A 26,213-nucleotide genomic window follows, 5' to 3' on the forward strand; every position below is an offset into this window, starting at 1 on the left:
GCAAAGCTGCCCATCCATCACAAAAATCATTATTGTTCTTTTATCCATTTGCTCTTGATTTTGTCATATTCACCGCTGTCCTTAAGCTCTTTAAGGAATTTATTCACGTACTTTGTGAACTTGTCATCGCCTTTATTCAAAGCGATTCCATATGGCTCATCGGTAAATGGCTGTCCTACCAATTGATAGTTCGAATCCTGGTCAGCCATCCCGTATAGAATCGAGTTATCTGTTGTTAATGCATCACCTTTCCCAGCTTTTAACGCGGTAAAGGCTTCAGCATAGTTTTCAAACTCGAGTACCTGGGAATCAGGAGATTTGTCTTTGATGTTTTGAACAGAAGTGGAGCCTTTTACAGCCAACACCTTTGTGCCTTTCTTCACATCATCAATACCCTGGATTTTACTTCCTTTTTTCACGAGCAGCGACTGGCCTGCTTTAAAGTAGACATCAGAGAAGTTAACTTCCTTTTTACGGTCCTCTGTAATAGTCATTGTGGCAATAATCGCGTCAATGTCACCGTTTTTCAGCATTTGTACACGTGTCTTTGATGTAACTTCTTTTAGTTCAAGCTTTTTTTCGTCACCAAAGATTTTTTTGGCAAGTGCTTTTGCAATATCAATATCGAAGCCTTCTACTTTTCCGCTGGAAGGATCCTTGTAACCGAAAAGATTGGTATCATATTTTACACCAACCACCAGTTTACCGCGTTTTTTGATGGCAGATAGTGTATCTTTTGATTCTCCGCCTGTCTTGTCGCTTCCGCATGCTGAGAGCATGCTGATTACGAGTACCAGAATAATAGCCAACAACCAGCATTTCTTGTTTTTCAAATGTCTCATCTCCTTTAATGGTTTAGAACTCTGCTTAAAAATAATTTTGCACGGTCTTCTTTTGGATTGGAGAAAAATGCTAAAGGTTCACTGTCTTCAAGTATTCTGCCGTGATCCATAAACACGACCCGGTTAGCCACTTCACGGGCGAATCCCATCTCATGAGTGACGACCACCATGGTCATCCCGTCCTTTGCGAGTGTTTTCATAACATCCAGAACCTCACCAATCATTTCGGGATCAAGGGCAGAGGTTGGCTCATCGAACAACATGATATTCGGTTTTAATGCGAGGCCCCTGGCGATGGCCACTCGCTGCTGCTGTCCTCCTGAGAGCTGGGATGGATAGGAATCAGCTTTGTCTGGAATCCCAACTTTTTCAAGGTAGAACATCGCCGTTTTTTTGGCTTCTGAAGGTGAGATCCCTAATGCCTTTTTTGGTGCGAGTGTGATGTTTTCAAGCACGGTCATATGTGGATAAAGATTAAAATGCTGAAATACCATGCCAATGTTTTTGCGTAGATCATTAATATTTGTTTCCTTGCTGTTTACTGCATTTTTGTTGACGGTGAGATCTCCGTCAGTAATTGTTTCGAGCCGGTTGATACACCGGAGCAATGTACTCTTTCCCGACCCCGATGGACCGACGACAACAACAACTTCCCCTTCTTTAATCTCCAGGTTAATATCATTCAGAACCTGAAAATCGCCGAAGTGCTTATTAACATGACGAAAAGATATCAAACCAATCCCCCTTTGTTATGTATTAAAACTCAGGTTTCTAAAGACCTGAAGTTTTACCCGATACAAAGTGTTTATGTATTGCAAATTTTCCGGCTAAAATTCTATTATTCGACTATCTGTAACAAAATTCCTTTTTAAATTTACTTTTTAATTGTTTTTTTACGAAATATTTGAGAGGTGGGATCCTTAAAATCATTGGAGGGAAGGGGATGGAGAGTTTGAACCGCCTTCTTATCATCGCCAGCTATCACCCCTTTATTATTGGAGTTAAAGACTTGAGGGTCTCTCTTAAGCATCAGTATGCAAGGTCCATTAGGAATGAAAATCAACAATATGCTTTAACAGAAACTACAAAAAACTGGCTCCTCAAAAGACTGAGGAACCAGCTGGATGTTTCTTTATTGGACAGCTTTAATCTCTACATCAATGTTGCCTCGTGTCGCTTTGGAATACGGACATACTTGATGAGCTTCATCTGCGAGCTTCTGAACATTTTCCTGATCCTGGCCCGGAATAGAAACCTCCAGGACGACTGCAAGCTTAAATCCGCCGTTTGAAGAATCTTTGCCGATCGTCACGTTAGCTGTAACTTTGCTGTCTGAAACATCAACTTTCTGTTTGCCGGCAACAATCTGCAGTGCGCTTTGATAACAGGCAGCATAACCGCAGGCAAACAGCTGTTCAGGGTTTGTTCCTTCACCGCCGGACCCCTGGAGCTCTTTTGGCATGCTGAGCTTTAAATCAAGTTTCCCGTCTTTGCTTGAAACTCTGCCATCTCTTCCGCCTTGTGCGGTAGCTTTTGCTGTGTATAAACCTTGATCCATTGTAAATCACTCCTTGTATAAGGTGACAATATCTGTCCCAAAATAGCTATACACCTAAACATTATCTTTTATCACTATTTTTAAACCTTTAAAATTTAGGAGGTGGTGCCAGGCACCGCATTTACACACTTGTGTAATTACAGTGCCTGTCACCAAACAAGGTACCAAAAACCCAAAAAGTTTAATAAAGATCTATTTAGGAAATTATTAATCTAAATACATAGCTGGAGGGAATGGCATGGAAGTGAAAGAGCAGATTATGGCTCTGATGGGAAATCCGGAGAGAGAGTTTGAATTTAAGCAAAAAACAGATTTACCGGGTGTAAAGGATGATTTGGTACGAATCCGTTATGTTCCTCAAGGCGACAGCGGATTTTTTCAATCCACATTCTATGATGAAGAAACAGAGATCGTTGGCTCACGGGTGTTTGACGAACTGGAGGATGTTATATTATTTGTAGAGAAAAATAAAATCTGAGGCTCTTGGCAGTAATGAAAGAGGAATATAAAAAAAGCAATCCGGTTAAATATACTGGATTGCTTTTTCGTGTTTTACGTGTGGCGATTCACTTTGAGCGTACTGCCTTCCTCTATCAATCCTAAAAGGAAGGGGAGTCGCTCAGCTTCGACTGCCGTTTGTTCAGTTGTTCGAGCAGCATGCAGGTCAGCATACCAAGGATCAGCCCGTTATTCAGCAAAGTAGTTAATATGTTGGGCAGACCCTTCAAAGCAGCAGGAGGAATGAAGGTGGACCCCAAGCCGATCATTAACGATGTGGCGATAACAAACAGCGTATTTTCATTAAATTTCAGTGAGCGATATTCCTTTAAAGCCAGTCCGATCATGCTTGAAAAAGGAACAAAAATCGTCGCATAGCCAACAGGTGCAGGTATGCTTGCGAAAAAGAACGTAAGCTTTGGAAACAGGCTGATGGCGAGGATCATCAAACTCCCAATGATGTAGGGAAGGCGCTGAAACATTTTGGTCGTCAGGATAAATCCTGCCGTACCGGATATCGGAACACAGGCCACGGCCGAAAACAATCCGGCAATCAGCGTGTTTATTCCCATCAATCCTGTCGTTTGATTATAATTAATGTCTGAATGAGGCTGTTTTTCATTTTTATACACATTCTCGACGACGTTGACACTAGCGACCATATTGGCGAGAAGCAGGAAACCAATAATGATGGAAGTCAGAGCGATGCCGCCGCTGAACTGTGGAGCTCCCCATGCGAAAATCTCAGGGAGGGCTACGGTTTTACCGTGAAAGCCTGAGTCTTTGACCAGCCCCAATAACGAAAAAAGGCCCCATCCGGCAATCAGGCTGATCAAAACGGAATAGCTCCGCAAAAACTTGCTCTTCGCTTTTCCCAGAACCATGGACAAAATTAAAATGGCGATGGCTGTAACCGCAACTTTGCCGTCCACACTGTTTGATAAGTATCCGATCCCCAGGATTCCTTTAATAAAGGAGCCGCTTAGCTGAGCAACGAGCAGGATCAAATAAGTTCCTGTAACGAGGGGAGTAAACAGCTTTTTGAGAGGGCCTATCCATTTCATCAACCCTAGAAAAATGAAAAGAAGCCCGCAGATCAGCATTCCCATTTCCAGCTGATGAAGCACATCTTGTCCGTTTAACGAACCGGCTGAAACGAGTCCTGCATAGACCATGAAAACACCCCACCATAGACCAGCTGGCCCTTCTGTAATAGGAAGACGGTGTCCGAACAAGGCTTGCAGAAAACCGGAAATGCCAATAATAAAAAATGTCCTTTGAAGGAGTTCAGCTATTTCAGCCGGTGGAAGATGGAAGGCAGTGCCGATGGAAATAGGTGCTACTATGCTGCCCGCAAGGATGAAGACCATCCACTGAAACGAAGAGAAGAATAATTTCATATTATTAACACCTACTATCTGAAAACTTTAAACACGGAATCTATTATAGACCTGTTACCTAAATCCGGAAAGCCTTTTTGTTTCTGGTTTTTAAGTTTAAACAGCTGGCAAATAAGGGAAAGGAATGAGAAAGAGAATCTTAGGAGGAATGACGTGCGATGGATGAAAATAGAATTACGTTTTATGTTAATCCAAAAGGTGAGATCAATACCCTTCCGGCCGACGAAAGCATGCATCTATTTGAAATCCGAGCTAACGAGGCAGAGATAGAGCAGCTGCGAGGTTTATTTCGTCAGCTGCACGAACATAATAAAAAAGAAGGAAAAGATATTTTTTCAACCAAGTCTTTCTTTTACGAAAACCAGGGTGAACTGGACCGGAAAGAAGATAACGAGATCATGTTCGAGATTTACCGGCAAATTTTCATGCTGGGAACGGAAAAGACCAAAGAGGATGTAGAAGAGATGGGCGTCATTCCAAAGCTGAATGAATTGAGATAGACGTTCATCTATTGGAGAGGAACGTCTTTTTATGAAATGTCTAGCTTCAGCGACCAAGTCCTCGAGGTCGCTTCACTCATTCCCTCAACACAAAAAGCGTGTTGCTGGGTATGAGCTCCAGCGCTTGTCGGACTTAAGCAGGTCGCTTACGCATTTCTTAGAAAAAATTTCTATTTTTTTATTAGGTACCCCTTTAAATAAAAATAGGCTGCGAAAACTATTAGAAGATATCTTTTTAGGTGTTTATGAAAGTTTTTCATTGGGTATTCATACATACATTCATCAACCATCACAACATAAATGGGGCAAGGGAAGAGTAATATGAAAACGATTAAACAGGAAGATATTCAACTTTGGGTAGAAAATCATTTAGAGGACTTTAAAAATTTTACTCCTTATCTGTTTACCCAAGAATTTATCCACTTTTTTTGTGAATCTCGGCAAAACGAAAAAGAGTTTGAAGTTAAGTATGATAAAAGTGGCCAAAAACTGTATATGCGTTATCTGGAACCTTCTGAAATTGAAGATGATTGGGTATGCGTCGGGAATGTGAGCTTCTAGACAAAGGAGATGTTATTGTGGAGATCAATCGCGTACAAAGAGTGGAGAAGCTGTATAATTCAGCACCCGTTAATAAACAGCAGCAAGAGGAAAAAAAGGAACTTCGAGATAAGGTCGAAATTTCTAAGGAAGCTCAGGAGTTATATATGGCTGATAAGTTTACGAATGAGCGAAGTGCTAAAATAGAAGAACTCAAACAAAAAATTCAAGCTGGGGAGTACAAAATCGATCCTGATAAGATCGCTCGGAAGATCGCTTCTCACTATCAACTATAAAAACAGATCAGCAGCAGCTGATCTTTTTTTTTGTTTATTTTTTATCCTTATCTGACTTGGGCTTCAAGATAAGGAATGCTTTTCGGATAAGCCCGGGAATCGGGATATTCGTCCTGCCCGCATTCTCGATGATGGATAGAAGCTCATTGGATAAATAAAAAAAGATGGTCGCATCCCGGATATATTGTCCGCCGAATAAGGAATCCAGTGAATGCGCAACCGCAACAATGCAAAATATGATGACTTTTTTTATGATTCCTTTGAAGCCGACAGAACTTGACAATTTACCCTCATAGGCGGATGCGCAAATGCCGGAAATATAATCAATGATAGCAAGAATGACAAGCGCTTTAATCAATGGTGACATCGAGCCAAACAAATAGCCAGCATAAACACCAGCCAGTGCCGATCCGCTTTTAAATAATAATTGCGCTCTACTCATGTGAAAACACCTCAAACTTTCGAGAGTAGTGAATCTAGTATTGATTAATAGAATATGATGACGGACAAGATTTGGTTCATACGTGAGGGGAAATAGCATCAGTAAAGAACCTTTTTTTTGCAGAAATAGCAAGATTATATACAATAATACGACAAATTAATTAAATATTTAAAAAAATTTAAAAATAAGGAACAGACAGGCACATAATCTGTTACAATGGAGAAAATCTTTATTAGGAGGTATTTAATGTGAACAAAATTACTCTTGGTCTCCCTCCACATTGTCACAAAGTTTCATTCGATGGAAAGGTTTTTAAAATTAAAGGATTAAACAATGAAAAGATGATCGTACCGGTGTCTGGAACAGATAGAGCGGAAGTTAGCCAAGTGAACGAGGAAACCGGGATGTTAAATATAATCGGAAAAGACCAGATATTAATTTCAATGGAGATGCCAATTCGGTTTTGTGAAATCGGAAAAGGATGGCTCCTTGATAAACTGCCAAAACGAAAAAAGAAATAAGATACCAAAAAGAGGACACAGAATGCTGTGTTCTTTTTTTGTTTTAGCTTTGTTACAGCATATTGTTGCTTGAAAGAGACACTCAAGTCTTTTTCTCATAAAGAAGGCGTTTCGATCACACCCTGCAAAAATCAATAACAGAGCTTAATGTTTAAACGTAGAGCGTACCGGCTCTCACAGGGCTCTTCTAATTTCCTCGTACAGGCATACATTTAAACGGAGAGGTCGAGTTGAGTGGAGGGCAGGATGGGTATTCGGCGAAAACAGATCATTCAAATAGCCGCCACCTATATCGGGACGGTCGTAGGAGCGGGTTTTGCAACAGGAAGAGAGATCGTGGAGTTTTTTACCGTCCATGGTTCAGCGGGTTTCCTGGGAATCTTAATCAGCGGTTTCTTATTTATTTTTTTGGGGACGAAAGTTATGCTGCTGGCCCGAACGATTGGGGCGGATACCTATGAATCGTTAAACCGGTATTTATTTGGAGACCGATTTGCTTCGGGAATTAATTTCATCATGTTCATCATGCTGTTTGGGGTCACTTCGGTCATGCTGTCAGGAACGGGAGCCCTATTTTCAGAACAGCTTCATCTTCCGTTTCATGCAGGTATCATGCTAACGATCATCCTGTGCTTTTTGGTGATGCAAAAAGGAATGAACGGAATTTTGTGGACCAATTCAGTAATCGTTCCGGTCATGATTTTATTCTCCTTGATCATTTCCGTATCGATGCTTTTTTCTCCCATAGAAGCTCCCCTTATTAGAACAGAAGACTTTACTCAGCATTGGAAATGGCTGCTCAGCCCCTTTACATATGCTGCCTTTAATTTGACCTTGTCACAGGCCGTTCTCGTGCCATTAAGCCGTGAAGCAGAAGATGATACAGTCATTAAATGGGGAGGGGCCCTCGGTGGATTAGGCCTTACATTTATCCTTTTGAACAGCCATTTTGCTCTATACTTAGTGCCGCAGTCTGTACAATATGAAATTCCGGTAGCAGAGATCATCAGCAAACTGGGTATTTTTGTCCACTTTCTATTTTTGATTGTGGTTTATGGGGAGATTTTCACTACATTGATCGGCAATTTATTCGGGCTGATCGAACCGATGAAACAATCTTTCAAGTTATCTTCCAATGTCATTTTAGGCCTTTTAATGGGAGGCGGATATGTCATCAGTTTGTTTGGGTATTCCTCTCTTCTCCATTATCTCTATCCCCTTTTTGGTGTCATCGGTCTGTCGTACCTGGCGATCCTTGCTTTTAAAAAGAGTTATTAGGTATAGGGAAAATCAGAATATACAGGATGTCCCTTTCTTAAAATAGTAGAAAGAATCGTCACAAGCAGACAAAGGGGCGATGGTATGGGAAATACAAAGCATACAGGGCCAGTATCACTTCCGCTCAAGCCGGATCCCTCACTTTGGGCGAGTCCTGTTCCATTTGGTTTTGGGAAAAACAAACCTCATCATGTAAGAGACACACTGAAAGCAGCATGGGAGAACCGTGATAACTTGAAATATGCAGCAAAAATATTGAACGAGGGGGTATGTGACGGATGTGCACTTGGTGTTTCCGGATTGCGTGACCAGACCCTTTCAGGGATGCATCTATGCACCACCCGGCTCAATGTGCTTCGTTTAAACACAATGCCGGCAATACCTGAAAAAATGCTGCATGATGATATACAAAACTTAAAGAAATACAGCAGTTCCGAGCTTCGTCAGCTTGGCAGAATTCCTTACCCGCTGATTAGAAAAAAAGGAGATCAGCATTTTCGGCGGATCACCTGGGATGAAGCACTAAATACGATTGCCACAAAAATAAAAGCCATTTCTCCGAAACAGCTTGCGTTCTATTTGACTTCCAGGGGAATAACGAATGAATCCTATTATATAGCAGCAAAAGCAGCTCGTTTTATTGGAACGAATAATATTGATAACGCCTCGCGAATCTGCCATTCTCCCTCTAAGACAGCTTTACACCGGATGCTTGGTATAGGGGCATCAAGCTGCAGCTATAAGGATTGGATCGGGACCGGCGTTCTTGTGTTCTGGGGATCTGTTTCAGCGAACAACCAGCCGGTTACTACAAAGTATATTTATGCTGCCAAAAGAAAGGGAACAAAAGTAATTATCATCAATCCCTATGCAGAGCCTTCCATGGAACGCTATTGGATTCCTTCCATTCCTGATTCAGCTGTATTCGGTACCAAAATTGCTGATGATTTTTATCAAGTAAAGATTGGCGGGGATATTGCACTGATTAATGGAATCATTAAGCACTGGTTTGAGATGGAGCGTAAAGAGAGAGGTTCAGCTCTGGAGCATTCGTTTATTAACGAGCATGTAAAAGGACTTGAAGAGATGAAACGTCATGTGCGCGGTCTGACGTGGGAAAACCTTGAAAAGTCTTCGGGCATAGGGAGAGAGCGAATCTGCGAACTGGCAGAGATCCTGGCCTGCTCAAAGTCGGGTGTATTTGTCTGGTCAATGGGTCTGACCCAGCATAGGTTTGGCACCGATAATGTGTCACAGATTGTTAATCTCGCACTGCTCAGAGGATTTCTGGGCCGGGAAAATTGCGGTTTGATGCCTATTCGCGGGCATTCGGGTGTCCAGGGTGCAGGTGAGATGGGAGCCGATCCCTTTAGTTTGCCGGGCGGCGGATTTGATGAGAGAACACGGCAGCGTGTACAATCGGTTTGGGGTTTTGCTATACCAGACTGGCAAGGAGACATACTTGGCATCAGCCTGGAGAATGCTCTCCTTACTGAAGATGCAGACAGAAAGCTGAAGCTGTATTACATGTCAGGCGGGAACTTTTTGGAGACCATGCCAGATCCAGACTTTGTAAAGTCCTGTCTCGAAAACATAGAAGTCAGAGTCCATCAGGACATCATCCTTAATACATCTACTCTGCTTGATGCCAGGGATTATGTCATCGTCCTTCCTGCAATGACAAGGTATGAACAGCCGGGTGGCGGGACTTCCACTTCAACCGAGAGAATGGTCTATTTTTCACCTGAAATTAATGGGCCGCGGATGGAAGAAGCACGTCCGGAATGGGAGATCTATAGTGAACTTGCTTCTAGAGTCAGGCCGGATCAAAGGCATATCATGCAATTCTCCGATGCAGAAGCAGTCAGAAAGGAGATTGCAATGGCTGCTCCAAACTATAAAGGGATACAGGATCTTTGCAAAAAAGGAGATGTGTTTCAATGGGGAGGTGCCTGGCTTTGTGAAGGAGGCATTTGCCCGACAGAAGACGGCAGGGGGCGGCTTTTTGCTATTGATCTGCCGGAACAGCGGCAGGGAAGAGGAGAATTTACCATTACGACAAGGAGAGGAAAACAGTTCAATTCCATGGTTTATCATAAAACGGATCCTTTTAACCAAGCATCCAGAGAAGACGTACTCCTTCACTTGAAGGACGTTTTAGAGCTTGGTTTACGGGAAGGAGAATCCGTTGTGGTTTACAATCGGCACGGTTTGTTTCGGGGCCGGGTGAAGATTGCAGACATAAAAAGGCGTAACGCCGCTTTATACTGGCCAGAAGCCAATTGTTTAATCCCTAAAGGTGTTTATGAAAGATCTGCTGGAATTCCGGAATACAATTCAGGAGCCTTGATTGAAAAGGCTGAAGTATTTTATGCCCAAAAAGACAAGGCATATAAAGAGAAAAGGCTGGCTGAGTCAGAATTAGATGATGATTAAGTTCTTAGTAGTATATTTGGATTTTTTTGAATACTATTACTATTTTTGAGCGTAGTGACAGATGATCCCGGCTATGATAAAGTTTTTAAAAGAAAGTCCTTCTAGAATAGACAAAAATAGTTTGGGAGTGGACAGAAAAGTGAACACAGAAGCAGGTCTCAAAAAAGACATCGGGCTTTCAGTGGCGATGTCTATTGTAATTGGAACAGTGATCGGATCAGGTATCTTTATGAAGCCTGGAAAGGTAATTGAGTATGCTGGAGGCTCCAATATGGCGCTGCTGGCATGGATACTGGGGGGACTCATCACCCTGGCAGGCGGCCTGACTATTGCAGAAGTTGCCACTCAAATTCCAAAAACAGGCGGGCTATACGTCTATATGGAAGAAGTATACGGAAAAGTATGGGGTTATTTAAGCGGATGGGTTCAGACGGTCATCTACGGACCTGCTGTCATTGGAGGGCTTGGACTCTATTTTGGCTCTTTGATCGCGAACCTTTTTGGATGGAATGAAAAGACCGGTCCATGGATTGGCATTATAACCGTTATTTTCTTGGCGGCCATTAATAGTTTCGGCACCAAGTACGGGGGAATTGTTCAGAACGCCGCAACGATAGGAAAGCTGCTGCCTATTATTTTAATTATTGTGTTTGGGATCTGGAAAGGAAATGAAGAGGTCCTGAATGCAGGCAGCGGACTAACAGGCGAGATTAGTATGGGAGCAGCCATATTGGCGACATTGTGGGCATATGATGGATGGCTGATGGTTGGTTTTGTAGCAGGTGAAATGAAGAACCCTGCAAAAATTCTTCCTAAAGCCATCGTCGGCGGTATTCTTGTTGTCACAGCAGCTTACCTCCTTGTAAATGTAGCGATGTTTCATGTACTTCCTGCAAGCACGATCGTCGACCTCGGCGAGAACTCTGCAGGTAGAGCAGCTTCCTTATTATTCGGAGATATTGGCGGAAAGCTGATTGCTATTGGAATCGCCGTTTCTATTTTCGGTTGTCTTAATGGGAAAATTCTGACGTTCCCAAGGGTAACGTACGCCATGGCTCAACGCAAGCAGCTTCCGGCATCCCGCTTTCTGGCTTCTGTTTCAGAAAAGTTTGGAACACCGATCCCTGCGACAGGGCTGCAAGTCGTGTTTGCCGTTATTCTGATGCTTGTTTCCAACCCGGATTACCTATCAGCCATGGCGATATTTGCAATTTATATTTTTTACATTTTTGCCTTCTATGCCGTCTTTTTATTGAGAAAGAGAAACAAAGAGAAAAAAAGGACGTACAGCGTTCCTCTGTTTCCGTTTGTTCCAGCGTTTGCGATCATAGGGGCTGGTTATATCGTGATTGCGACGATCTTTGATGATCCGAGGGACAGCTTAATTGCAATCGCTGTGACTTTGTTGGGCTTGCCGCTGTATTGGTATTTAAATAGAAATAAAGGCAAAACTTCAAGTGATGAATTCTTGAAACAACAAGCCAAATAATCGTCATTATCTATTTGCTCTGCTGAGTTTTCAGCAGGGCTTTTTGTTTTATCGAATAAAAAGGCAGCATACTACAGAAAATGAGAAGAAAACAAAGTGGAGGTGAATGAATGGATGAAGATCAGGAAACGTTTAAAACGACGGCCGATTGCAGGTTCAGAAGCTAAAGCTTATGAAAATATTGAAGTTTCTTTACAGATTCATGAAAACCTCGATCACTTGAAAAATATCTTAGGTGAGAGCATGGATGTGAAGATCCTGCCTTTCTATGAGAGACCTGTTCCGTTTGTCGTTTGTTTCATTGAAGGGCTCGTAAACAAGCAGCAGATTGATCTATCCATTCTTCAGCCTATACACGATTGGCAGGATTCTGAAGAGGATGTAACCCCTCAGAAATTGATTCAGCAGATTGAGGTTTCCGCTGTTGTCAACAAACATCAGCTGTTCGGACATATTATTACACCCATCTTAAAAGGGCAAGTGGCTGTCTTTGTGGATGGACTGGTCGTGGCTTATACGATCCCGCTGGAATTCTTTCCAACGAGAGGAATCGATGAGCCCGAGTCACAGACGACCGTCAGGGGTCCGCGAGAAGGGTTTATTGAAACCCTTCAAATTAACACGACGCTGCTGAGAAGAAGAATCTCTAACCCCCTGTTGCGCTTCAAGCCCTTGCAGATAGGAAATGTAACAAAAACGACGGCGCTTGTAGCTTATATGGAAAACAAAGCCGATCTACAAGTATTAAATGAAGTGATGAACAGACTGATCAATCTTGACACGGACAAAGTCTTTGAAGGAGGGATGATTGAAGAATTGATCGATGAAAATGGTTATACTCCGTTTCCGACGTTTCAATCATCAGAGCGTCCTGATGTAGCAGCAGCGGCAATTGCTGAAGGGAAAATAGTGATTCTGATAGAGGGAACTCCATTCGTTCTTATAACGCCTGTCACCTTTATTTCATTCTTTCAAGCAGCTGAAGACTACTACAGCCATTATGATCTTTCCATTCTTGTCCGGTTTGTACGGTTGATGTCTTTTATCATCTCCTTTTCGCTTCCCGCTGTCTATATTGCCGTTACAAGCTTTCATCAGGAACTGATCCCAACGAACCTGCTAGTGAGCCTTGCCGCACAGCGTGAAGGAGTTCCTTTTCCTGCTTTTTTAGAGGCGTTGATCATGGAAATTATCTTTGAAATTTTAAGGGAGGCGGGCATTCGAATGCCGAGGCCGATCGGTTCTGCCGTCTCTATCGTTGGGGCCATTGTAATCGGGGAGTCAGCAGTTGCTGCGGGTTTAGTATCACCTGCCATTGTTATTGTTGTCTCGCTTACTGCAATCTCAAGTTTCGTCTCCCCATACTATGCATTCAGCGGTGCGGCAAGGATACTCCGCTTTGCGTTAATGATTTTAGCGGCAACAATAGGAATTTACGGCATCATCATGTTCTATCTGGCCCTGTTTGTTCATCTATGTTCATTGACCTCCATGGGAAAACCTTATTTCACATCCCTTGCCCCATTTACAGACGAACAGGATGATACTCTTTTACGTCTTCCTTTCTGGTGGAAACAGACAAAACTCTATAAAAAATGGAAAGCAACCTCATGAAAAGACTAAAAATACTATTGATTATTACAATTGTAGTCACGTTCTGTTTAACTGGATGCAACGGGAGGCGCGAATTGAATGAACTGCTTATCGTTTCTTCCCTTGGAATTGACATAAGCAAAACCGGAAAAACAGAGGTTCATATTCAAGTTTTAAATCCTAACGGGGCAACTGGAAACCAGGGAGGGGCGGTATCAGGAGGGTCAGGAGGTTCTGTCTATACTTATTCTGTGAAGGGTTCTACCATATATGAAGGGATTGAAAAGGCAGGCAGGATACTTCCCCGGTATATGATGTTTTCTCATATTAACAGTGTGGTCATCGGTGAGAAATATGCGAGAAAAAAAGGGTTAAAGCCCCTTTTTGATTTTATGGAACGAAATCATGAGTTCAGAGAAACTGTTCCTATGTTTATAGCAAAGCATTCAACAGCAAAAGAAATCCTGACGATCTACACGCCAATCTTTAAAAATCCTGGTGAGTCGTTGAACAACCGCTTACAATTATCTTCTTTAACTACGGGACTGTCAGAAGGTGTATTGGAAAAAGATGTGGTACGGTGGAGATTTGGTGAACACAGGGATCCCGCCATTCCCGGTATTGAGATATTGGAAAGCTCAAAACAGGCTTCAGACACCTCCAATCTTAATAATATTCGAGCCAACGATAAAACCTTTCTGATTACAGGACTGGCCATATTTGATAAAGACAGGTTGAAGAGCTGGTTAACTGCGGAAGAATCTAAGGGATGGGCGATGATTTCAGGGAGAACGAAGGAGATCTCTGTTTTTACTCAAAAATGCGGGAACAAAAAAGGCCATCTTGCATTGGTAGCCAAGGAAATTAAAACAAGTGTGAAACCTATAGTAAAAGGGAATAACGTTTTTTTTTCCGTAGAAGTTAATGGTAAGGGTTACCTGCAGGAAGTGACATGCAATGTGAGTCTTGGTGACCCTGCAGAATTGGAGATTATTGAGAAGTTTTTGGCGGAAGTGCTGAAAAAGGAAGTGGTGAGCGCAGTGAATAAAGCACAAAAAGAAAAAACAGATGTATTCGGGTTTGGTCAGCTTCTATATGAAGATGATCCTGATTATTGGGAAACGAAGAAGAACGACTGGCCCAAAAACTTTGCAGAAGCCAAAATAAAGGCACGGGTAAATATTAAACTGGAAACGACAGGTGCTAGAATTGAAACCATCAACCAAGAAAAGTAAACGCAAATACCGTTATGTACTGGCTGGTTTCTGGATGTTTACCCTGCTTTACACGTTCAGTTATTTAAAGAATCATGACTTTCTTCACTTAACCCGATGGATCAATAACATGTTTGTACCGATTTACGAAATGTGGTTTGGAGGTTAACGATGAATCACACCTTGAATCGATGGCAGCTATTTCTATTAACAGTCAGCTTCCTGACAGGAAGTTCGTTATTGATGGCGCCCAATCTGACATCCTTTTATTCCAAACAGGATGCATGGCTGTCTATGATTACAGCCATAGCTATTGGGGTCCTGATTAATTCGCTTTGGATTTACCTTTTGTCGCTCTATCAGTATCAATCCATTTTTGACATAGTAGAAACGGTTAGCGGCAAATGGATAGGGAGCATTCTTTCGCTCATCATCGTATATTACTCCCTTCATTTGTGTTCGTATGTCGTCAGAAATGTCAGCAACTTCATGATTTCAAGCGTACTCCCGGATACGAACGCATGGACCTTTCAGGTCATGCTGATTCTTGTTTCTTTGTATTCGTGCTATTATGGGCTGAACAATATTGCACGAGTGAACGAATTCTTAAACCCGATCATGGCGGTTCTCTTTATTGCATCACTTTTATTAACGCTTAACCGGTTTGATATCAGATATTTTAAGCCGGTTATGGAGGAGCCGCTTACGAAAATCTTGCAAGGGGCTTATACGACGACCGGTTTTCCGTTTATTGAGGTCATACTGTTTGGCACCGTTTTTACCTATGTGAAGAAAAAGAAGAAGCTGATGAGAACTTACTTGAATGCGATTGTCGCGTCAGGAATTATACTCCTCATTACCATTATCGTAGCCATAGGCTGTGACGGCTACTACATGGTCAGCCGGACTACATTTCCTACATTTGAACTGATGCGCGCCATTAATATTGTTAAACTTTTGGAGCGGATCGAGATCCTGATTGCCGTTGTTTGGATAGTCGGGATTTTTGCCAAAATCGTAATCTGTTTTCTTGCTGCTATGATGGGACTGCAGCAGGTTGCCAAGCACCATTCTTATGGACCGTTTCTTCTTCCTGCGGGTTTGCTTGTATGGGCAATGAGCAACCATCAACACAGCAATACGATGGAATTTACCGATTTCGTCGCAAAAAACTGGACGCTCTGGTGGTTTACTCTATATATTCTTTTGATTGTGGTGCTGATCATTGGAGTAATCCTTAAAAAAAATAAGAGATCTGAACCATAAAAAGAACCCGCCCATTTGAGCAGGTTCTTTTTTAGTTTAAAGCCGTTTTTAGCTGACGGTATTTTGCAGACAGGCTGGATGCGGATGTGCCATACCGTTTGGCTACTTCAGGTTGTGTGGCAGACTCATTCAGGACGTCCTTGGTCGCCAAATAATGAAGAGCGGCTGCGTAGGGCTGTTCTTTACGGATAATTGGATTTTGTGTCTTGTTCCACACATTCCAAATTCTTTCTGCCTCATTGTAGATCTCCTCTGATGCGTTCTCTTTAAGCAAAGATAGAACTCTATCAGCCGGCTGCGGGACAGCGTCTTCATCAGCTGCTTTCTCTTGTTTCGACAAAAGAACTTGTAGAGCTTTAGGAAAATCATCTTTCAAGGTTATTTTCAAGTCATTCAGCGCATCTAAGCGGTTTTGCAATTCTCCCTGAGGAATCTCTGCAAAATCAATGTAAAATTCGTAATGTTCTCCAGTGTAGATAATAGAACCTGCTAGATTGCTTCCGTCGTGAGGAAGAATCTCAGAATTAAATTCGACCGTGTATTCCTGATCGGTCATCACATCTTGTAATAAAAAGGTATTTCGGTTCACTTTTGAGATCATTTTATAAACAGAAGGGAAACTCTTCTCCCAGTCTGCTATGATATCCAGGATTTCCGGCTGTTCTTTCCCTTTTTGCTCTTTAAGGTAATACGAAATTGGTGATCTGCCGTCCTTCACGTCAGAATGGAACATCAGCCAGCAAACCATCAGATTCGCATACGTTTGTTCTTCATCTCTTCCAATCTTGTATTTTTCTATGTAATTGCGTGTTTGGCTCCCCATTTCTTCATGAAAATGGTCAAAGGCAAACTTAGCTAAGCCTTCCTGATGGCGGCTCACTTCCACAATTTTGTTTAATTGAACGGTTGTGACCGATCGAAAACAGCAATTCTTATATTTTTTCCCGCTGCCGCATGGACACGGTTCGTTTCTTCCTACTTTGTTCATGTTACCCTCCGTACTTCACTGCTCTTGTTGTAAATAAATCACTTTGTAAATACTAGCATATTCGGGTGATATTGCAACTCAAAGCTATAAAATTACCATATATTGTAACGAACAGGTGCTTTGGGTCGTCTATAGATAAAAGGGGGACATGATGATGATAAAAAAGAGAAATCAACAGTTTATGGCCGTATGGGTGCTGATCGTTTTAGTTCTGGCGTCGTGCAGCAGCAAGGATGAAAACATGGCATCAAAGTCGTCTGAAGGGGGAAGCTCTTCCACCAGCATGAAAAGGGAATCCGCTAAAGAAGACAAGCAGCCTGCTGCCGACCAAGGACGAAAAATGATTTACACGAGTGAAATTATAATAAGCGTTCAAAACATTAAGAAGGCCCGGAGTGAAGTGGAACAACTCACAAAAAAAATGGGCGGCTATATCGTTGAAAGTGAATTCTTGTCTGAAGAAGAAGGGCAAAATGGGGGTTACCTGAAAATAAGAATTCCAAAGGAAGATTTTCTTGTTTTCACAAAAAAGGCAGGAGAATTAAGTTCTGGGAGCCCTCATGAAATCATAAATGGACGAGATGTTACAGAGGAATATACTGATTTGGAAGCAAGGCTGAAGGCAAAGCGCATTGTTCGTAACCGTTTGGAAAGCTTCATGAAAAATGCAGTAAAAACAGAGGATCTCCTTGCCATATCAAAAGAACTATCAGGAGTGCAGGAACAAATTGAAAAAATCCAGGGCAGAATAAACTATTTAGAGAATCAAAGCGATTTTTCAACGGTTACGGTCCATTTTGATGTGAAAAATATTGGGACGAAGAACAATAAAGAGCTGAATACCTGGGGAAAGTCAAAGACTTTATTTAAAGAGACGTGGAATAGACTGGTTCATACTATTTCCTATCTTATTATTGCACTCATTGGATTGTCGCCTGTCATTATCCTTTTCGTGGCTATTGGAGGAGCATGGCTTTACTTATGAAGAAAACAGCGTTCAAAAAAAGAAACCAAACCGTAAAAGGTTTGGTTTCTTATCCAAGGAATTTTATATATTCATCTGTCAGTTTCATGAACAGTTTTTCATCACGTTTTTCCAGGGCTTCATCTATTTTTTCTTTATAACGTTTCATCTGATGGGCGTGCAGCGACTCATCAAGGATCATCTGAGCAACCATATTAAAAGCGAACGGGTCATTTTTCTTCTGAAGTTTATATTTCACAAGATCGTTCATGTCTTTATTATACGATGTATTGTCTTTCATGCTCTATTCCTCCTTGAACTTTTTTGCAGAAGCTTGTAGGATTGAAAGCTCATGCGTTAATGGGTTTTTACTAGTATACTTATCAATGGTAATAATAGCAACAGTTTAATCTGAAAATTTAGTTTTTTTCATTTTGCTTCTCAATTTTTAAATCAGCCAGGACTTCATCTATAGAATGGAATTTTTTACTGTCCAGCTGTTCACCGCCTTCCATATCAAATACTTTTAATTCGTAAACATCTTCTGCAGGGTTATATTTGACTTCGACGGGATTGGTGTAATTTCTTGAGAAGGATTCTTCTGTTTGTGAATGACTGTAAACATCTTCTGGATTTTGTTTTAAATTTTGCAGTTTCTCTCTAATATTCATAATTTCTCTCCCTCCAGATTTTCTATCGGGTGTTGTATAAATAATGCCCGTATCCGTTCGTTTTTAAACACAGCAGCCTAACTTTTCGACAAATTTTATCCCTTGTTTGACGCTTTGGCCGCTGTCATATAGGATAGAAATAACATCATACATCGTATACCACTAGGGGAGCTTTGATTTAAAGCTGAGAAAAGAAATGTCTTTGACCCTTTGAACCTGATTCGGTTAATACTGGCGGAGGGAAGTGGCTTAAACTTTTATCAGCATTCATGTTTAAGCCGCCTTCTCTTCAGATGGCGGCTTTTTAGCGGTCGAAGGAGGTCATGTTCAGCTTCAGTGCACAGGGACCTTAACAGAACGGGCCACTTGCGCTCTTCTAGTGGTGAAAGGAGTTCTTCCATATGTTAAAAACACCAAAAGCATTAACAGTTGCAGGATCAGATTCAGGAGGGGGAGCAGGAATCCAGGCCGATTTAAAGACGTTTCAGGAATTGGGAGCCTATGGAATGTCTGTCATCACAGCTGTGACCGCACAGAATACATTAGGTGTTCAGGGGATCCACCCGGTACCTGTTGAGATGATCATGAAGCAGTTAAACAGCATAGAAGAGGATCTTCGTCCTGAAGCTTTAAAAACGGGTATGCTTTTCAGTGCAGAAATTATAGAAGCGGTATCTCATCATATTCGAAAGTATGAATGGAAAAACGTTGTTGTGGATCCTGTAATGATCGCGAAAGGGGGGGCTGACCTTCTGAGAAGGGATGCAGTAGAAGCCCTGAAAAAACAGCTGATTCCTCTAGCCTCGATCCTGACACCGAATATTCCCGAAGCTGAGCAGCTAACTGGAAGAAGCATTTCCACAAAGCAAGACAGGGAGGATGCTGCAAAATTTTTGCATGATTTAGGAGCAGGAATGATCGTGATCAAAGGAGGCCATCTCTCTCATGATAAAGCGCCAGTCGACTTGTTTTATGATGGCGAGAAGATGCATGAGCTGGAAGGAAGAAGGATTGATACACCGCAAACCCATGGAACCGGCTGTACGTTTGCAGCTGCCATTGCTGCTGAACTGGCACTTGGAAAAACCCCGTTTCATGCTGTAAAAACAGCGAAAACTTTTATTCAGGAAGCAATCAGCCACCCGCTTCATATTGGCAGCGGGCATGGGCCGACAAACCATTGGGCATACAGGAGGAATCAGGCATGAACGAACTGAGTGTGCTTTTAGAAGACATTAGAAAGAAAAAACCTCTGATTCATCACATCACTAACCAAGTAACGATGAATTTTTTAGCGAACGGCATCTTGGCAGCTGGAGGAAGCCCGATGATGGCTCATCATTATGAAGAGGCTGAAGAAGCCGTCATGGCAGCTGACGCACTGGTTTTAAATATTGGAACCGTTGAACCTGACTTAGTTAATGCAATGGTTTTGGCTGGAAAAAAAGCGAAGGAACTGGGCATTCCTGTCATTTTGGATCCGGTGGGTGCAGGACTTTCCCAATTAAGGAAGAAAGCCGTTGAAGAGCTGGTAGAAAAGGTTTCTCCCGATGTCATTTGCGGCAATGCTGCAGAGATCTCCTTTTTGTATGGAGGTGACTGGGGTGGCAAAGGGGTTGATGGTGAACTATTAGGAAACGATGATGAGCTTGCTTTGCATGCGGCCAGAAAGCTCGGTTCGGTTATTGTCATTACAGGAAAACAGGATGAAGTGAGTGATGGAAAGGAATGCATAGCGATTAGTGGCGGACATGAAATATTGTCTTACGTGACAGGGACCGGCTGTTATTCAACCTCTCTCATCGGTTTGTTTATGGCCAGATCTCTGGAAACCGGCCTTTCCTGCTGCCTGAGGGCCGCGGGCGCTTTGACGATGCTGGGAATCTGTGCTGAACGCGCTCAAGCCGTTTCGGCAGGACCAGGCTCCTTTCAGACAGCATTATTGGATGAGCTCTATCTATTAAACCCTGAAGACTTGAAAACGGCCGGCAGGTGGAGCTAAGGAGGCTTACAGATGGATTATAATACCCTTAAACAGCAGTTAAAAGTTTATTTTATTATGGGAAGCTTAAACTGCAGAGCTGAACCTGAACAAGTGCTGGAGCAAGCGCTAAAGGGAGGAGCGACGCTTTTTCAATATCGTGAAAAGGGCGAAGGGTGTCTATCACCTGATCAGAAATATGCCTTAGCTCTTAGCTTGCAGAAAATCTGCGGAAAATACCATGTTCCTTTTATTATTAATGATGATATCGATCTCATGATCAGCCTGAATGCCGATGGTCTGCATGTCGGGCAGGAGGATGGAGATCTCAATCAAATCCGCAGCCGCATCCCCGATAAAATTCTTGGCGTTTCGGTTCACAATGTTGAAGAAGCAGAAGATGCATTACGGGCTGGAGCAGATTATTTAGGAGTGGGCCCGATTTTTGATACAAGTACAAAGATGGATACGCGTGATGTTATGGGGTTTTCTGTTTTAAAAGAGCTAAGAGCAGCAGGGATTACAGCACCAATCGTGGGAATAGGCGGCATTTTTAGAGAAAACGCATTTGAAGTAATCGAAGCCGGAGCGGATGGAGTATCTGTCATATCAGCCATCAGCCAGCATGTGGATCCAGAGAAGGCGGCAAGCGGTCTGCTTGAACGGGTAGAGAAGGCATGGAAAGCAAGACCCATTAATTAAATAGGGATATGGCACCGAACAACCGTGTTCTTCGTACTATAAAAGAGTACGCAAGAAAGAGGTGCCACGATGAAAAAGAGAAATAAGATATGGGCGTATTCGGAAATGGTACTGCTGTTCCTCGGCTTTTTGCTGGCTCTATGGAATGGAATGTACATTAACAGTCCGGCCCTGTTATTCGGAATCTTAGCTGCAGTATTTTTGTTTCGTGCCATTGAACGATATTATTTCAAACTTAAAACAGAGTTTTTTTTCAATACAGCTATGGTATTAATCTTTATCCTATTGGCCGTTATGCCGCTATTAAAGTGACAGAAGCACAAGCTTCTGTCACTTTTTTTGATTAAAATTAGAAATGTTTGACAAAGATAAGCCTATCGTAATAAAATGATTTTACGTAAAATAAATTTTTTAAGTGAGGTGAACCAGTGAAAAAGAATGCATCGATTGAAGAGACGTATCTTGTAACGCTGCCTGAACAGGCTGCGGCTTTGCTCCATCCCATTCGTTCCGAGATGCTCAGTGCTCTAAAAGAACCGGCTTCTGCAACAGAAATAGCAAAGCTGCTCAATGAGTCACCGCAGAAGATCAATTACCATCTAAAGGCTTTAGAAAAAGTAGGGCTTGTTTTCAGAGCAGGAACGAGGAATGTGAGGAATTTGGTAGAAGTACTTTATCAAGCAGTGGCAAAAACGTTAATTTTTTCTGACTCTCTTGGCTTGTCACCGGAAACTTCACAGAAATTAAAAGATCAGCATGCGCTGGCCCACGTTCTCACCTTAACTGAAACCATGAAGAAAGATGCGCTGCAGCTCATGGAAAAAGCAGAGGATGAACAAATTCCAAGTGCCATTCTGCAAGCTTCAGTTTCCTTGTCCAATGAGGAGGAACGCAACCAGTTCATTAATGAGTATTTCTCACTGCTTCACCAGCTTGTTGGCAAATATCAGTCTGGAAAAAATGAGCAAGGCGAAGAATATCAGGTGTCTATTGCTGTCTATCCAAAACCGGAAGGAGGAATCGAGGGATGAATGAAGTGAAAAAGCATCCTTCTCTTGCCTGGGAAAAGAGCAAGAAGCAGGCAGATCAAGCCGATAAAGTCATAGCTTTAGTAGAGAAGCGGACTGAAAGGGAAGAGGCAGGGCAAGAAGAAATCAGAACGGAAATTTCGATTGAAAGTGAAGATAATACCCCGGTAAAAGTCATTTATATTACGTCCGGATTCGGAAAAATCGCATCAGAAGGCGCAGCTTCCACACCGATTTGCCAGGCTGCATAACGATTCTATAGGAGGAAGATGAAAATGAATTTAGTCCCAATGGTAGTGGAAACAACTAACCGTGGTGAGCGTTCCTACGATATTTATTCCCGGCTTTTGAAAGACCGTATCATCATCATTGGAAGTGCCATCGATGATAATGTAGCCAATTCTGTTGTGGCTCAGCTCCTGTTTCTCGCAGCGGAAGATCCGGAAAAAGATATTTCCATCTACATCAATTCTCCAGGAGGGTCGGTTACCGCGGGATTGGCGATCTATGACACAATGCAGTTCATCAAGCCTGCTGTTTCAACCATCTGCATAGGAATGGCTGCTTCCATGGGTGCCATTCTGCTGGTCGCGGGGGCAGAAGGCAAACGGTTTGCCCTCCCAAACGCAGAAGTCATGATTCATCAGCCGCTAGGAGGAACACAAGGGCAGGCTGCAGATATGATCATCCATGCCAAGCGAATTATAAAAACGAGAGAAATCTTAAATAAGATCATTTCAGACCGTTCAGGACAGCCGCTTGAGCGTGTCGAAAAAGATACCGACAGAGATTTCTTCATGACGGCAGCACAAGCTCTTGAATACGGGATCATCAATAAAATCATTGAAAAATTATAAGTAGTTTTTTTTGGAGAGGAAGAGCGCTGCCGCTCTTCCTTTTTGATTTTCCGGCAGGATTTAAATTCTAAAAGTCGAAAAGTATATACCTGTCTATTTCATTAACATTTCAAGGAGACAAAAATATGGTTAATCAAAAGAGCAACAAAAATTTTGTTGTTGCAGGCCTGCTGCTCGGAATTCTCATGTCCGCTATGGACAACACAATAGTGGCAACAGCCCTCGGAACAATCGTTGCTGAATTGGGTGAGCTGGACAAGTTCATTTGGGTAACATCCTCGTACATGATTGCGTCAGTGGCAAGTATGCTTATTTTCGGAAAACTTTCTGACATGTATGGAAGGAAAAAATTTTATATTACAGGTCTGGGTCTCTTTATTATCGGATCGGTTCTGTGCGGAATGGCAGACAGTATGACACAGCTTTCCGTTTACCGTGCGATACAGGGAATCGGCGGTGGTGCCCTGATGCCGATTGCCTTTACGATCATTTTTGATATCTTTCCGGTAGAGCAGCGAGGGAAAATGACAGGCCTTTTTGGTGCCGTCTTTGGAATGTCCAGTGTCTTCGGTCCTCTGCTAGGTGCATATTTGACCGACTACTTGGATTGGAGGTGGATTTTCTATGTTAATTTGCCGCTCGGACTGCTTTCGCTTTTCTTTATCTTGAAGTATTATTTTGAATCTCTTGAGCACAGAGAACAAAAAATTGATTATTTAGGAGCGAGCCTGCTCGTAGCTTCGATCGTCAGCTTGATGTTTGCCCTCGAATTCGGAGGAAAAGATTATGAATGGGATTCCGCACTTATCCTATCTTTATTTGCTGCATTTGCCGTTCTCTTTATCCTTTTTATTCTAGTAGAACGACGTGCGGCAGACCCTATCGTTTCTTTGAATCTCTTTAAAAGCAGACTGTTTCTGTCCAGCCAGGGCATCGCCTTTTTCTACGGTTCTGTCTTTATACTAGCTACCATGTACATTCCCATTTACATACAAGGTGTGTTTGGCGGTTCGGCAACAAACGCTGGATTAATTTTAATGCCAATGATGATCGGGGTTGTTGTGGGGAGCCAGACAGGAGGGCGTACCGTCATCAACTCTTCCTATCGAAATGTGATGCTCGTTTCCGGCAGCATTTTCCTGGTGGGTGTTTACTTGCTGAGCACCATGTCAGCCGACACTTCTCGGCTCATGGTCACTCTATATATGGTTCTGACAGGAATTGGAGTAGGGTTTTCCTTCCCTGTTCTAAGTATGGCTTCTGTCCATATGCTTGATCCTCGTCAGAGGGGATCTGCTAACTCACAGAATGCATTCTTCCGCCTGATTGGAATGACTCTCGGTATCACCATCTTCGGTACGATTCAGAATAATCTGCTGACCGATAAATTAAAAGATGCATTGCCTCAGTTCTCTAAGTTTCAAAAGAATATTGATTCGCGGGCTCTCCTTCAGCCGGAGGTCCGTAAACAAATACCGCCTGAAGTCCTCAATAAAATGACGGGAATTCTGGCAGATTCCATTGCAAAAATCTTTCAGTACTCCCTGATCTCTGTGGTCATCGCTCTGCTGTTCATTATCTTTATGGGCAAGGCCCGTGTGAAAGAATCCGACAATGCAGAAAGCGGAAGAAGAAAAGCATCAGAAGAGTAATCTTCTGATGCTTTTTTTGTCTAGCTCCATCGTTCTTCTTTTTATTTGTAAAAATCCGTAAAAGAATGATAATCTTTAACAATATAAACCAATTAGAGAAAGAAGGATATGTCATGGGTGTTGCTTCGTTAAAAAAGGAACCCTCGTCATCAGCAACCATTTACAAGATGCTTTTTGCGATCAGTTTTGTGCATCTGTTAAACGATGCGATGCAGGCGGTTATTCCAGCTATTTTTCCGATCCTAGAGAAGTCTATGAATCTGTCTTTTGCCCAGCTTGGATGGATTGCATTCTCACTGAACATTACCTCTTCCATCATGCAGCCGGTTGTAGGCTGGTATACGGATCGGACCACATCACCATATTTGCTTCCTCTTGGGATGGCATCCAGCTTGATCGGAATGGTTGGCATCGCTTATTCTAATAACTTTACGTACATATTGCTCTCGGTTATCCTGATCGGCCTTGGTTCTGCTGTTTTTCATCCGGAAGGATCACGTGTTGCGTATATGGCAGCCGGGAAGAGGAGAGGATTGGCACAATCGATTTATCAGGTTGGAGGGAATACAGGAAATTCATTGGCGCCTGTCATGACAGCTCTTGTGTTCGTTCCGTTCGGCCAGTTTGGAGCGATATGGTTTACATCAGCAGCAGCCATGGCCATCATCGTCCTGGTTTTTGTGTCTGGATGGTATCGGTCAAGGCTTGTAAACTTTCCGAGAGTGACAAAAAAGCCGTCTAAGAAAGCTGCAAATCCAAAAAGAAAGAAGCAGATTATCTTTGCCGTATGTCTTTTAGTCTTTCTTGTATTTGCGCGATCTTGGTATTTTTCAGGAATATCAAACTTCTACCAGTTTTATTTGATTAAGGATTATGGCCTTTCCATTCGCCATGCGCAGTATTATATTTTTGTCTTTCTGGCAGCTGGCGTTCTCGGAACTTTTTTTGGAGGACCGATGGCCGACCGATTAGGAAAGAGAAATATGATTTTCTGGTCGATGCTGGGTTCTGCTCCGCTCGCACTCCTGCTGCCATATGTCAGTTTAATTTGGATCTATCCAATATTCTTGCTGCTCGGTTTTATTCTAATGACCAGTTTTTCAGTGACGGTTGTTTATGCTCAGGAACTGCTTCCCGGAAGGATTGGTATGGTATCCGGACTGATTGTCGGGCTTGCTTTTGGAATGGGAGCTCTCGGTTCGGTTATCCTCGGAAACCTGGCGGACGCCTTCAGTGTACATTTCATTATGGTATTGGTCAGTTTTTTTCCAATAGCCGGTATACTGACTTTTTTACTACCCCGAGATCAAACAGTAAAAGCGTGGGAACAGGAAGCAAATCAATAAAAAATGGGGCTGTCCAGAAAGTCGAAAATTGACCTTCAGGCAGCCCCTTTTTGGCTTGAAAAATCTTCAATGAAAAGTTAATTGAAGTGGAAGATGCGAGACTCCTCGAAAATGAACTTCACATTTTCTTCGTGCGATATAACGCTGCCGA

At 42.5% G+C, this 26,213-nt stretch carries 30 protein-coding genes and 1 riboswitch; of the genes, 22 read left to right on the plus strand and 8 right to left on the minus strand.

Going from position 1 to position 26,213, the window contains the following annotated elements; genetic code table 11:
* Nucleotides 1-29 precede the first annotated feature (29 nt).
* The 3 genes from P4361_RS07035 to P4361_RS07045 form a co-directional block, all read right to left on the minus strand.
* Complete coding sequence (locus P4361_RS07035) at nt 30-779, minus strand: glutamate ABC transporter substrate-binding protein (RefSeq protein ID WP_425590235.1); 750 nt, start codon at nt 777-779, stop codon at nt 30-32.
* A gap of 68 nt (nt 780-847) precedes the next feature.
* Nucleotides 848-1,576, minus strand: a complete 729-nt coding sequence (locus P4361_RS07040) for an amino acid ABC transporter ATP-binding protein (protein ID WP_091006254.1) — start codon at nt 1,574-1,576, stop codon at nt 848-850.
* A gap of 398 nt (nt 1,577-1,974) precedes the next feature.
* Nucleotides 1,975-2,400 (minus strand): organic hydroperoxide resistance protein, encoded by a 426-nt coding sequence (locus tag P4361_RS07045; protein WP_265407920.1) that lies wholly within the window; start codon nt 2,398-2,400, stop codon nt 1,975-1,977.
* Nucleotides 2,401-2,638: 238 nt separating this feature from the next.
* Between P4361_RS07045 and P4361_RS07050 the strand changes: the two genes are divergently transcribed.
* Nucleotides 2,639-2,878: a hypothetical protein gene (locus tag P4361_RS07050; RefSeq protein WP_053354920.1), complete on the plus strand. Its 240-nt coding sequence runs from the start codon at nt 2,639-2,641 to the stop codon at nt 2,876-2,878.
* A 121-nt stretch (nt 2,879-2,999) separates the two neighbouring features.
* Here the strand turns inward: P4361_RS07050 and P4361_RS07055 are convergent, their stop codons facing one another.
* Nucleotides 3,000-4,298 (minus strand): purine/pyrimidine permease, encoded by a 1,299-nt coding sequence (locus P4361_RS07055; protein WP_328088757.1) that lies wholly within the window; start codon nt 4,296-4,298, stop codon nt 3,000-3,002.
* Nucleotides 4,299-4,456: 158 nt separating this feature from the next.
* On the opposite strand from P4361_RS07055, the gene P4361_RS07060 reads away from it, so the two are divergent.
* From P4361_RS07060 to flgM, 3 genes are all read left to right on the plus strand, one after another.
* On the plus strand, nt 4,457-4,798 hold the full coding sequence (locus tag P4361_RS07060; RefSeq protein ID WP_053354918.1) for a hypothetical protein: 342 nt from the start codon (nt 4,457-4,459) through the stop codon (nt 4,796-4,798).
* 321 nt (nt 4,799-5,119) lie between these two features.
* Complete coding sequence (locus P4361_RS07065) at nt 5,120-5,359, plus strand: hypothetical protein (protein ID WP_053354917.1); 240 nt, start codon at nt 5,120-5,122, stop codon at nt 5,357-5,359.
* A gap of 17 nt (nt 5,360-5,376) precedes the next feature.
* On the plus strand, nt 5,377-5,634 hold the full coding sequence (gene flgM / locus P4361_RS07070; RefSeq protein WP_328088759.1) for a flagellar biosynthesis anti-sigma factor FlgM: 258 nt from the start codon (nt 5,377-5,379) through the stop codon (nt 5,632-5,634).
* A 34-nt stretch (nt 5,635-5,668) separates the two neighbouring features.
* Here the strand turns inward: flgM and P4361_RS07075 are convergent, their stop codons facing one another.
* A complete protein-coding gene (locus P4361_RS07075; RefSeq protein ID WP_091006270.1) occupies nt 5,669-6,076 on the minus strand; it encodes a phage holin family protein in 408 nt (135 codons plus the stop codon).
* Between the two features lie 248 nt (nt 6,077-6,324).
* On the opposite strand from P4361_RS07075, the gene P4361_RS07080 reads away from it, so the two are divergent.
* The 8 genes from P4361_RS07080 to P4361_RS07115 all read left to right on the plus strand — a co-directional run bounded on the left by P4361_RS07080 (nt 6,325) and on the right by P4361_RS07115 (nt 15,873).
* Entirely contained in the window at nt 6,325-6,597 is a 273-nt protein-coding gene (locus P4361_RS07080) for a hypothetical protein (RefSeq protein WP_328088761.1), read from the plus strand.
* A gap of 246 nt (nt 6,598-6,843) precedes the next feature.
* Complete coding sequence (locus P4361_RS07085) at nt 6,844-7,875, plus strand: YkvI family membrane protein (RefSeq protein ID WP_265407916.1); 1,032 nt, start codon at nt 6,844-6,846, stop codon at nt 7,873-7,875.
* A gap of 84 nt (nt 7,876-7,959) precedes the next feature.
* Nucleotides 7,960-10,311, plus strand: a complete 2,352-nt coding sequence (locus P4361_RS07090; protein ID WP_328088763.1) for an FdhF/YdeP family oxidoreductase — start codon at nt 7,960-7,962, stop codon at nt 10,309-10,311.
* A gap of 139 nt (nt 10,312-10,450) precedes the next feature.
* Nucleotides 10,451-11,800: an APC family permease gene (locus P4361_RS07095; RefSeq protein WP_328088764.1), complete on the plus strand. Its 1,350-nt coding sequence runs from the start codon at nt 10,451-10,453 to the stop codon at nt 11,798-11,800.
* Between the two features lie 114 nt (nt 11,801-11,914).
* Complete coding sequence (locus P4361_RS07100; protein ID WP_328088765.1) at nt 11,915-13,414, plus strand: spore germination protein; 1,500 nt, start codon at nt 11,915-11,917, stop codon at nt 13,412-13,414.
* The gene (locus tag P4361_RS07105) at nt 13,411-14,628 is read left to right on the plus strand and encodes a Ger(x)C family spore germination protein (protein WP_328088766.1); all 1,218 of its coding nucleotides are present in this window, start codon (nt 13,411-13,413) and stop codon (nt 14,626-14,628) included. The genes P4361_RS07100 and P4361_RS07105 overlap by 4 nt, the downstream gene beginning before the upstream one ends.
* Entirely contained in the window at nt 14,603-14,776 is a 174-nt protein-coding gene (locus tag P4361_RS07110; RefSeq protein WP_328088767.1) for a hypothetical protein, read from the plus strand. Before P4361_RS07105 ends, P4361_RS07110 begins: the two co-directional genes overlap by 26 nt.
* Nucleotides 14,777-14,778: 2 nt before the next feature.
* Nucleotides 14,779-15,873: an endospore germination permease gene (locus P4361_RS07115; protein WP_328088768.1), complete on the plus strand. Its 1,095-nt coding sequence runs from the start codon at nt 14,779-14,781 to the stop codon at nt 15,871-15,873.
* A 31-nt stretch (nt 15,874-15,904) separates the two neighbouring features.
* Here P4361_RS07115 and P4361_RS07120 read toward each other — a convergent pair whose 3' ends face one another.
* Nucleotides 15,905-16,861, minus strand: a complete 957-nt coding sequence (locus P4361_RS07120; protein ID WP_328088769.1) for a YecA family protein — start codon at nt 16,859-16,861, stop codon at nt 15,905-15,907.
* Nucleotides 16,862-17,012: 151 nt separating this feature from the next.
* On the opposite strand from P4361_RS07120, the gene P4361_RS07125 reads away from it, so the two are divergent.
* The gene (locus tag P4361_RS07125) at nt 17,013-17,846 is read left to right on the plus strand and encodes a DUF4349 domain-containing protein (RefSeq protein ID WP_328088770.1); all 834 of its coding nucleotides are present in this window, start codon (nt 17,013-17,015) and stop codon (nt 17,844-17,846) included.
* A 49-nt stretch (nt 17,847-17,895) separates the two neighbouring features.
* Here the strand turns inward: P4361_RS07125 and P4361_RS07130 are convergent, their stop codons facing one another.
* Complete coding sequence (locus P4361_RS07130) at nt 17,896-18,126, minus strand: IDEAL domain-containing protein (protein WP_053354905.1); 231 nt, start codon at nt 18,124-18,126, stop codon at nt 17,896-17,898.
* 118 nt (nt 18,127-18,244) lie between these two features.
* On the minus strand, nt 18,245-18,496 hold the full coding sequence (locus P4361_RS07135) for a hypothetical protein (RefSeq protein ID WP_328088771.1): 252 nt from the start codon (nt 18,494-18,496) through the stop codon (nt 18,245-18,247).
* 154 nt (nt 18,497-18,650) lie between these two features.
* Nucleotides 18,651-18,756, plus strand: a riboswitch (TPP riboswitch).
* Between the two features lie 141 nt (nt 18,757-18,897).
* Between P4361_RS07135 and thiD the strand changes: the two genes are divergently transcribed.
* The 9 genes from thiD to P4361_RS07180 all read left to right on the plus strand — a co-directional run bounded on the left by thiD (nt 18,898) and on the right by P4361_RS07180 (nt 26,062).
* Entirely contained in the window at nt 18,898-19,704 is an 807-nt protein-coding gene (gene thiD / locus P4361_RS07140) for a bifunctional hydroxymethylpyrimidine kinase/phosphomethylpyrimidine kinase (RefSeq protein ID WP_053354903.1), read from the plus strand.
* Nucleotides 19,701-20,498 (plus strand): hydroxyethylthiazole kinase, encoded by a 798-nt coding sequence (gene thiM / locus P4361_RS07145; RefSeq protein WP_328088772.1) that lies wholly within the window; start codon nt 19,701-19,703, stop codon nt 20,496-20,498. The genes thiD and thiM overlap by 4 nt, the downstream gene beginning before the upstream one ends.
* Nucleotides 20,499-20,510: 12 nt before the next feature.
* Nucleotides 20,511-21,179, plus strand: a complete 669-nt coding sequence (gene thiE, locus P4361_RS07150) for a thiamine phosphate synthase (RefSeq protein ID WP_328088773.1) — start codon at nt 20,511-20,513, stop codon at nt 21,177-21,179.
* 69 nt (nt 21,180-21,248) lie between these two features.
* The gene (locus P4361_RS07155; protein ID WP_256225469.1) at nt 21,249-21,491 is read left to right on the plus strand and encodes a hypothetical protein; all 243 of its coding nucleotides are present in this window, start codon (nt 21,249-21,251) and stop codon (nt 21,489-21,491) included.
* A 116-nt stretch (nt 21,492-21,607) separates the two neighbouring features.
* Complete coding sequence (locus tag P4361_RS07160) at nt 21,608-22,210, plus strand: ArsR/SmtB family transcription factor (RefSeq protein WP_053354899.1); 603 nt, start codon at nt 21,608-21,610, stop codon at nt 22,208-22,210.
* Nucleotides 22,207-22,458 carry a hypothetical protein gene (locus P4361_RS07165; RefSeq protein ID WP_053354898.1) on the plus strand — a complete coding sequence of 84 codons (252 nt, stop codon included), beginning with the start codon at nt 22,207-22,209 and terminating at the stop codon, nt 22,456-22,458. Before P4361_RS07160 ends, P4361_RS07165 begins: the two co-directional genes overlap by 4 nt.
* A gap of 24 nt (nt 22,459-22,482) precedes the next feature.
* Entirely contained in the window at nt 22,483-23,064 is a 582-nt protein-coding gene (gene clpP / locus P4361_RS07170) for an ATP-dependent Clp endopeptidase proteolytic subunit ClpP (protein WP_053354897.1), read from the plus strand.
* A gap of 125 nt (nt 23,065-23,189) precedes the next feature.
* Nucleotides 23,190-24,716, plus strand: coding sequence for an MDR family MFS transporter (locus P4361_RS07175; protein WP_328088775.1), 1,527 nt, complete (start codon nt 23,190-23,192; stop codon nt 24,714-24,716).
* A gap of 113 nt (nt 24,717-24,829) precedes the next feature.
* Complete coding sequence (locus P4361_RS07180; RefSeq protein WP_256225472.1) at nt 24,830-26,062, plus strand: MFS transporter; 1,233 nt, start codon at nt 24,830-24,832, stop codon at nt 26,060-26,062.
* Nucleotides 26,063-26,213: the final 151 nt, after the last annotated feature.

This window comes from Fictibacillus sp. B-59209 (genome assembly GCF_036216745.1).
GTDB lineage: Bacteria > Bacillota > Bacilli > Bacillales > Fictibacillaceae > Fictibacillus_C > Fictibacillus_C marinisediminis.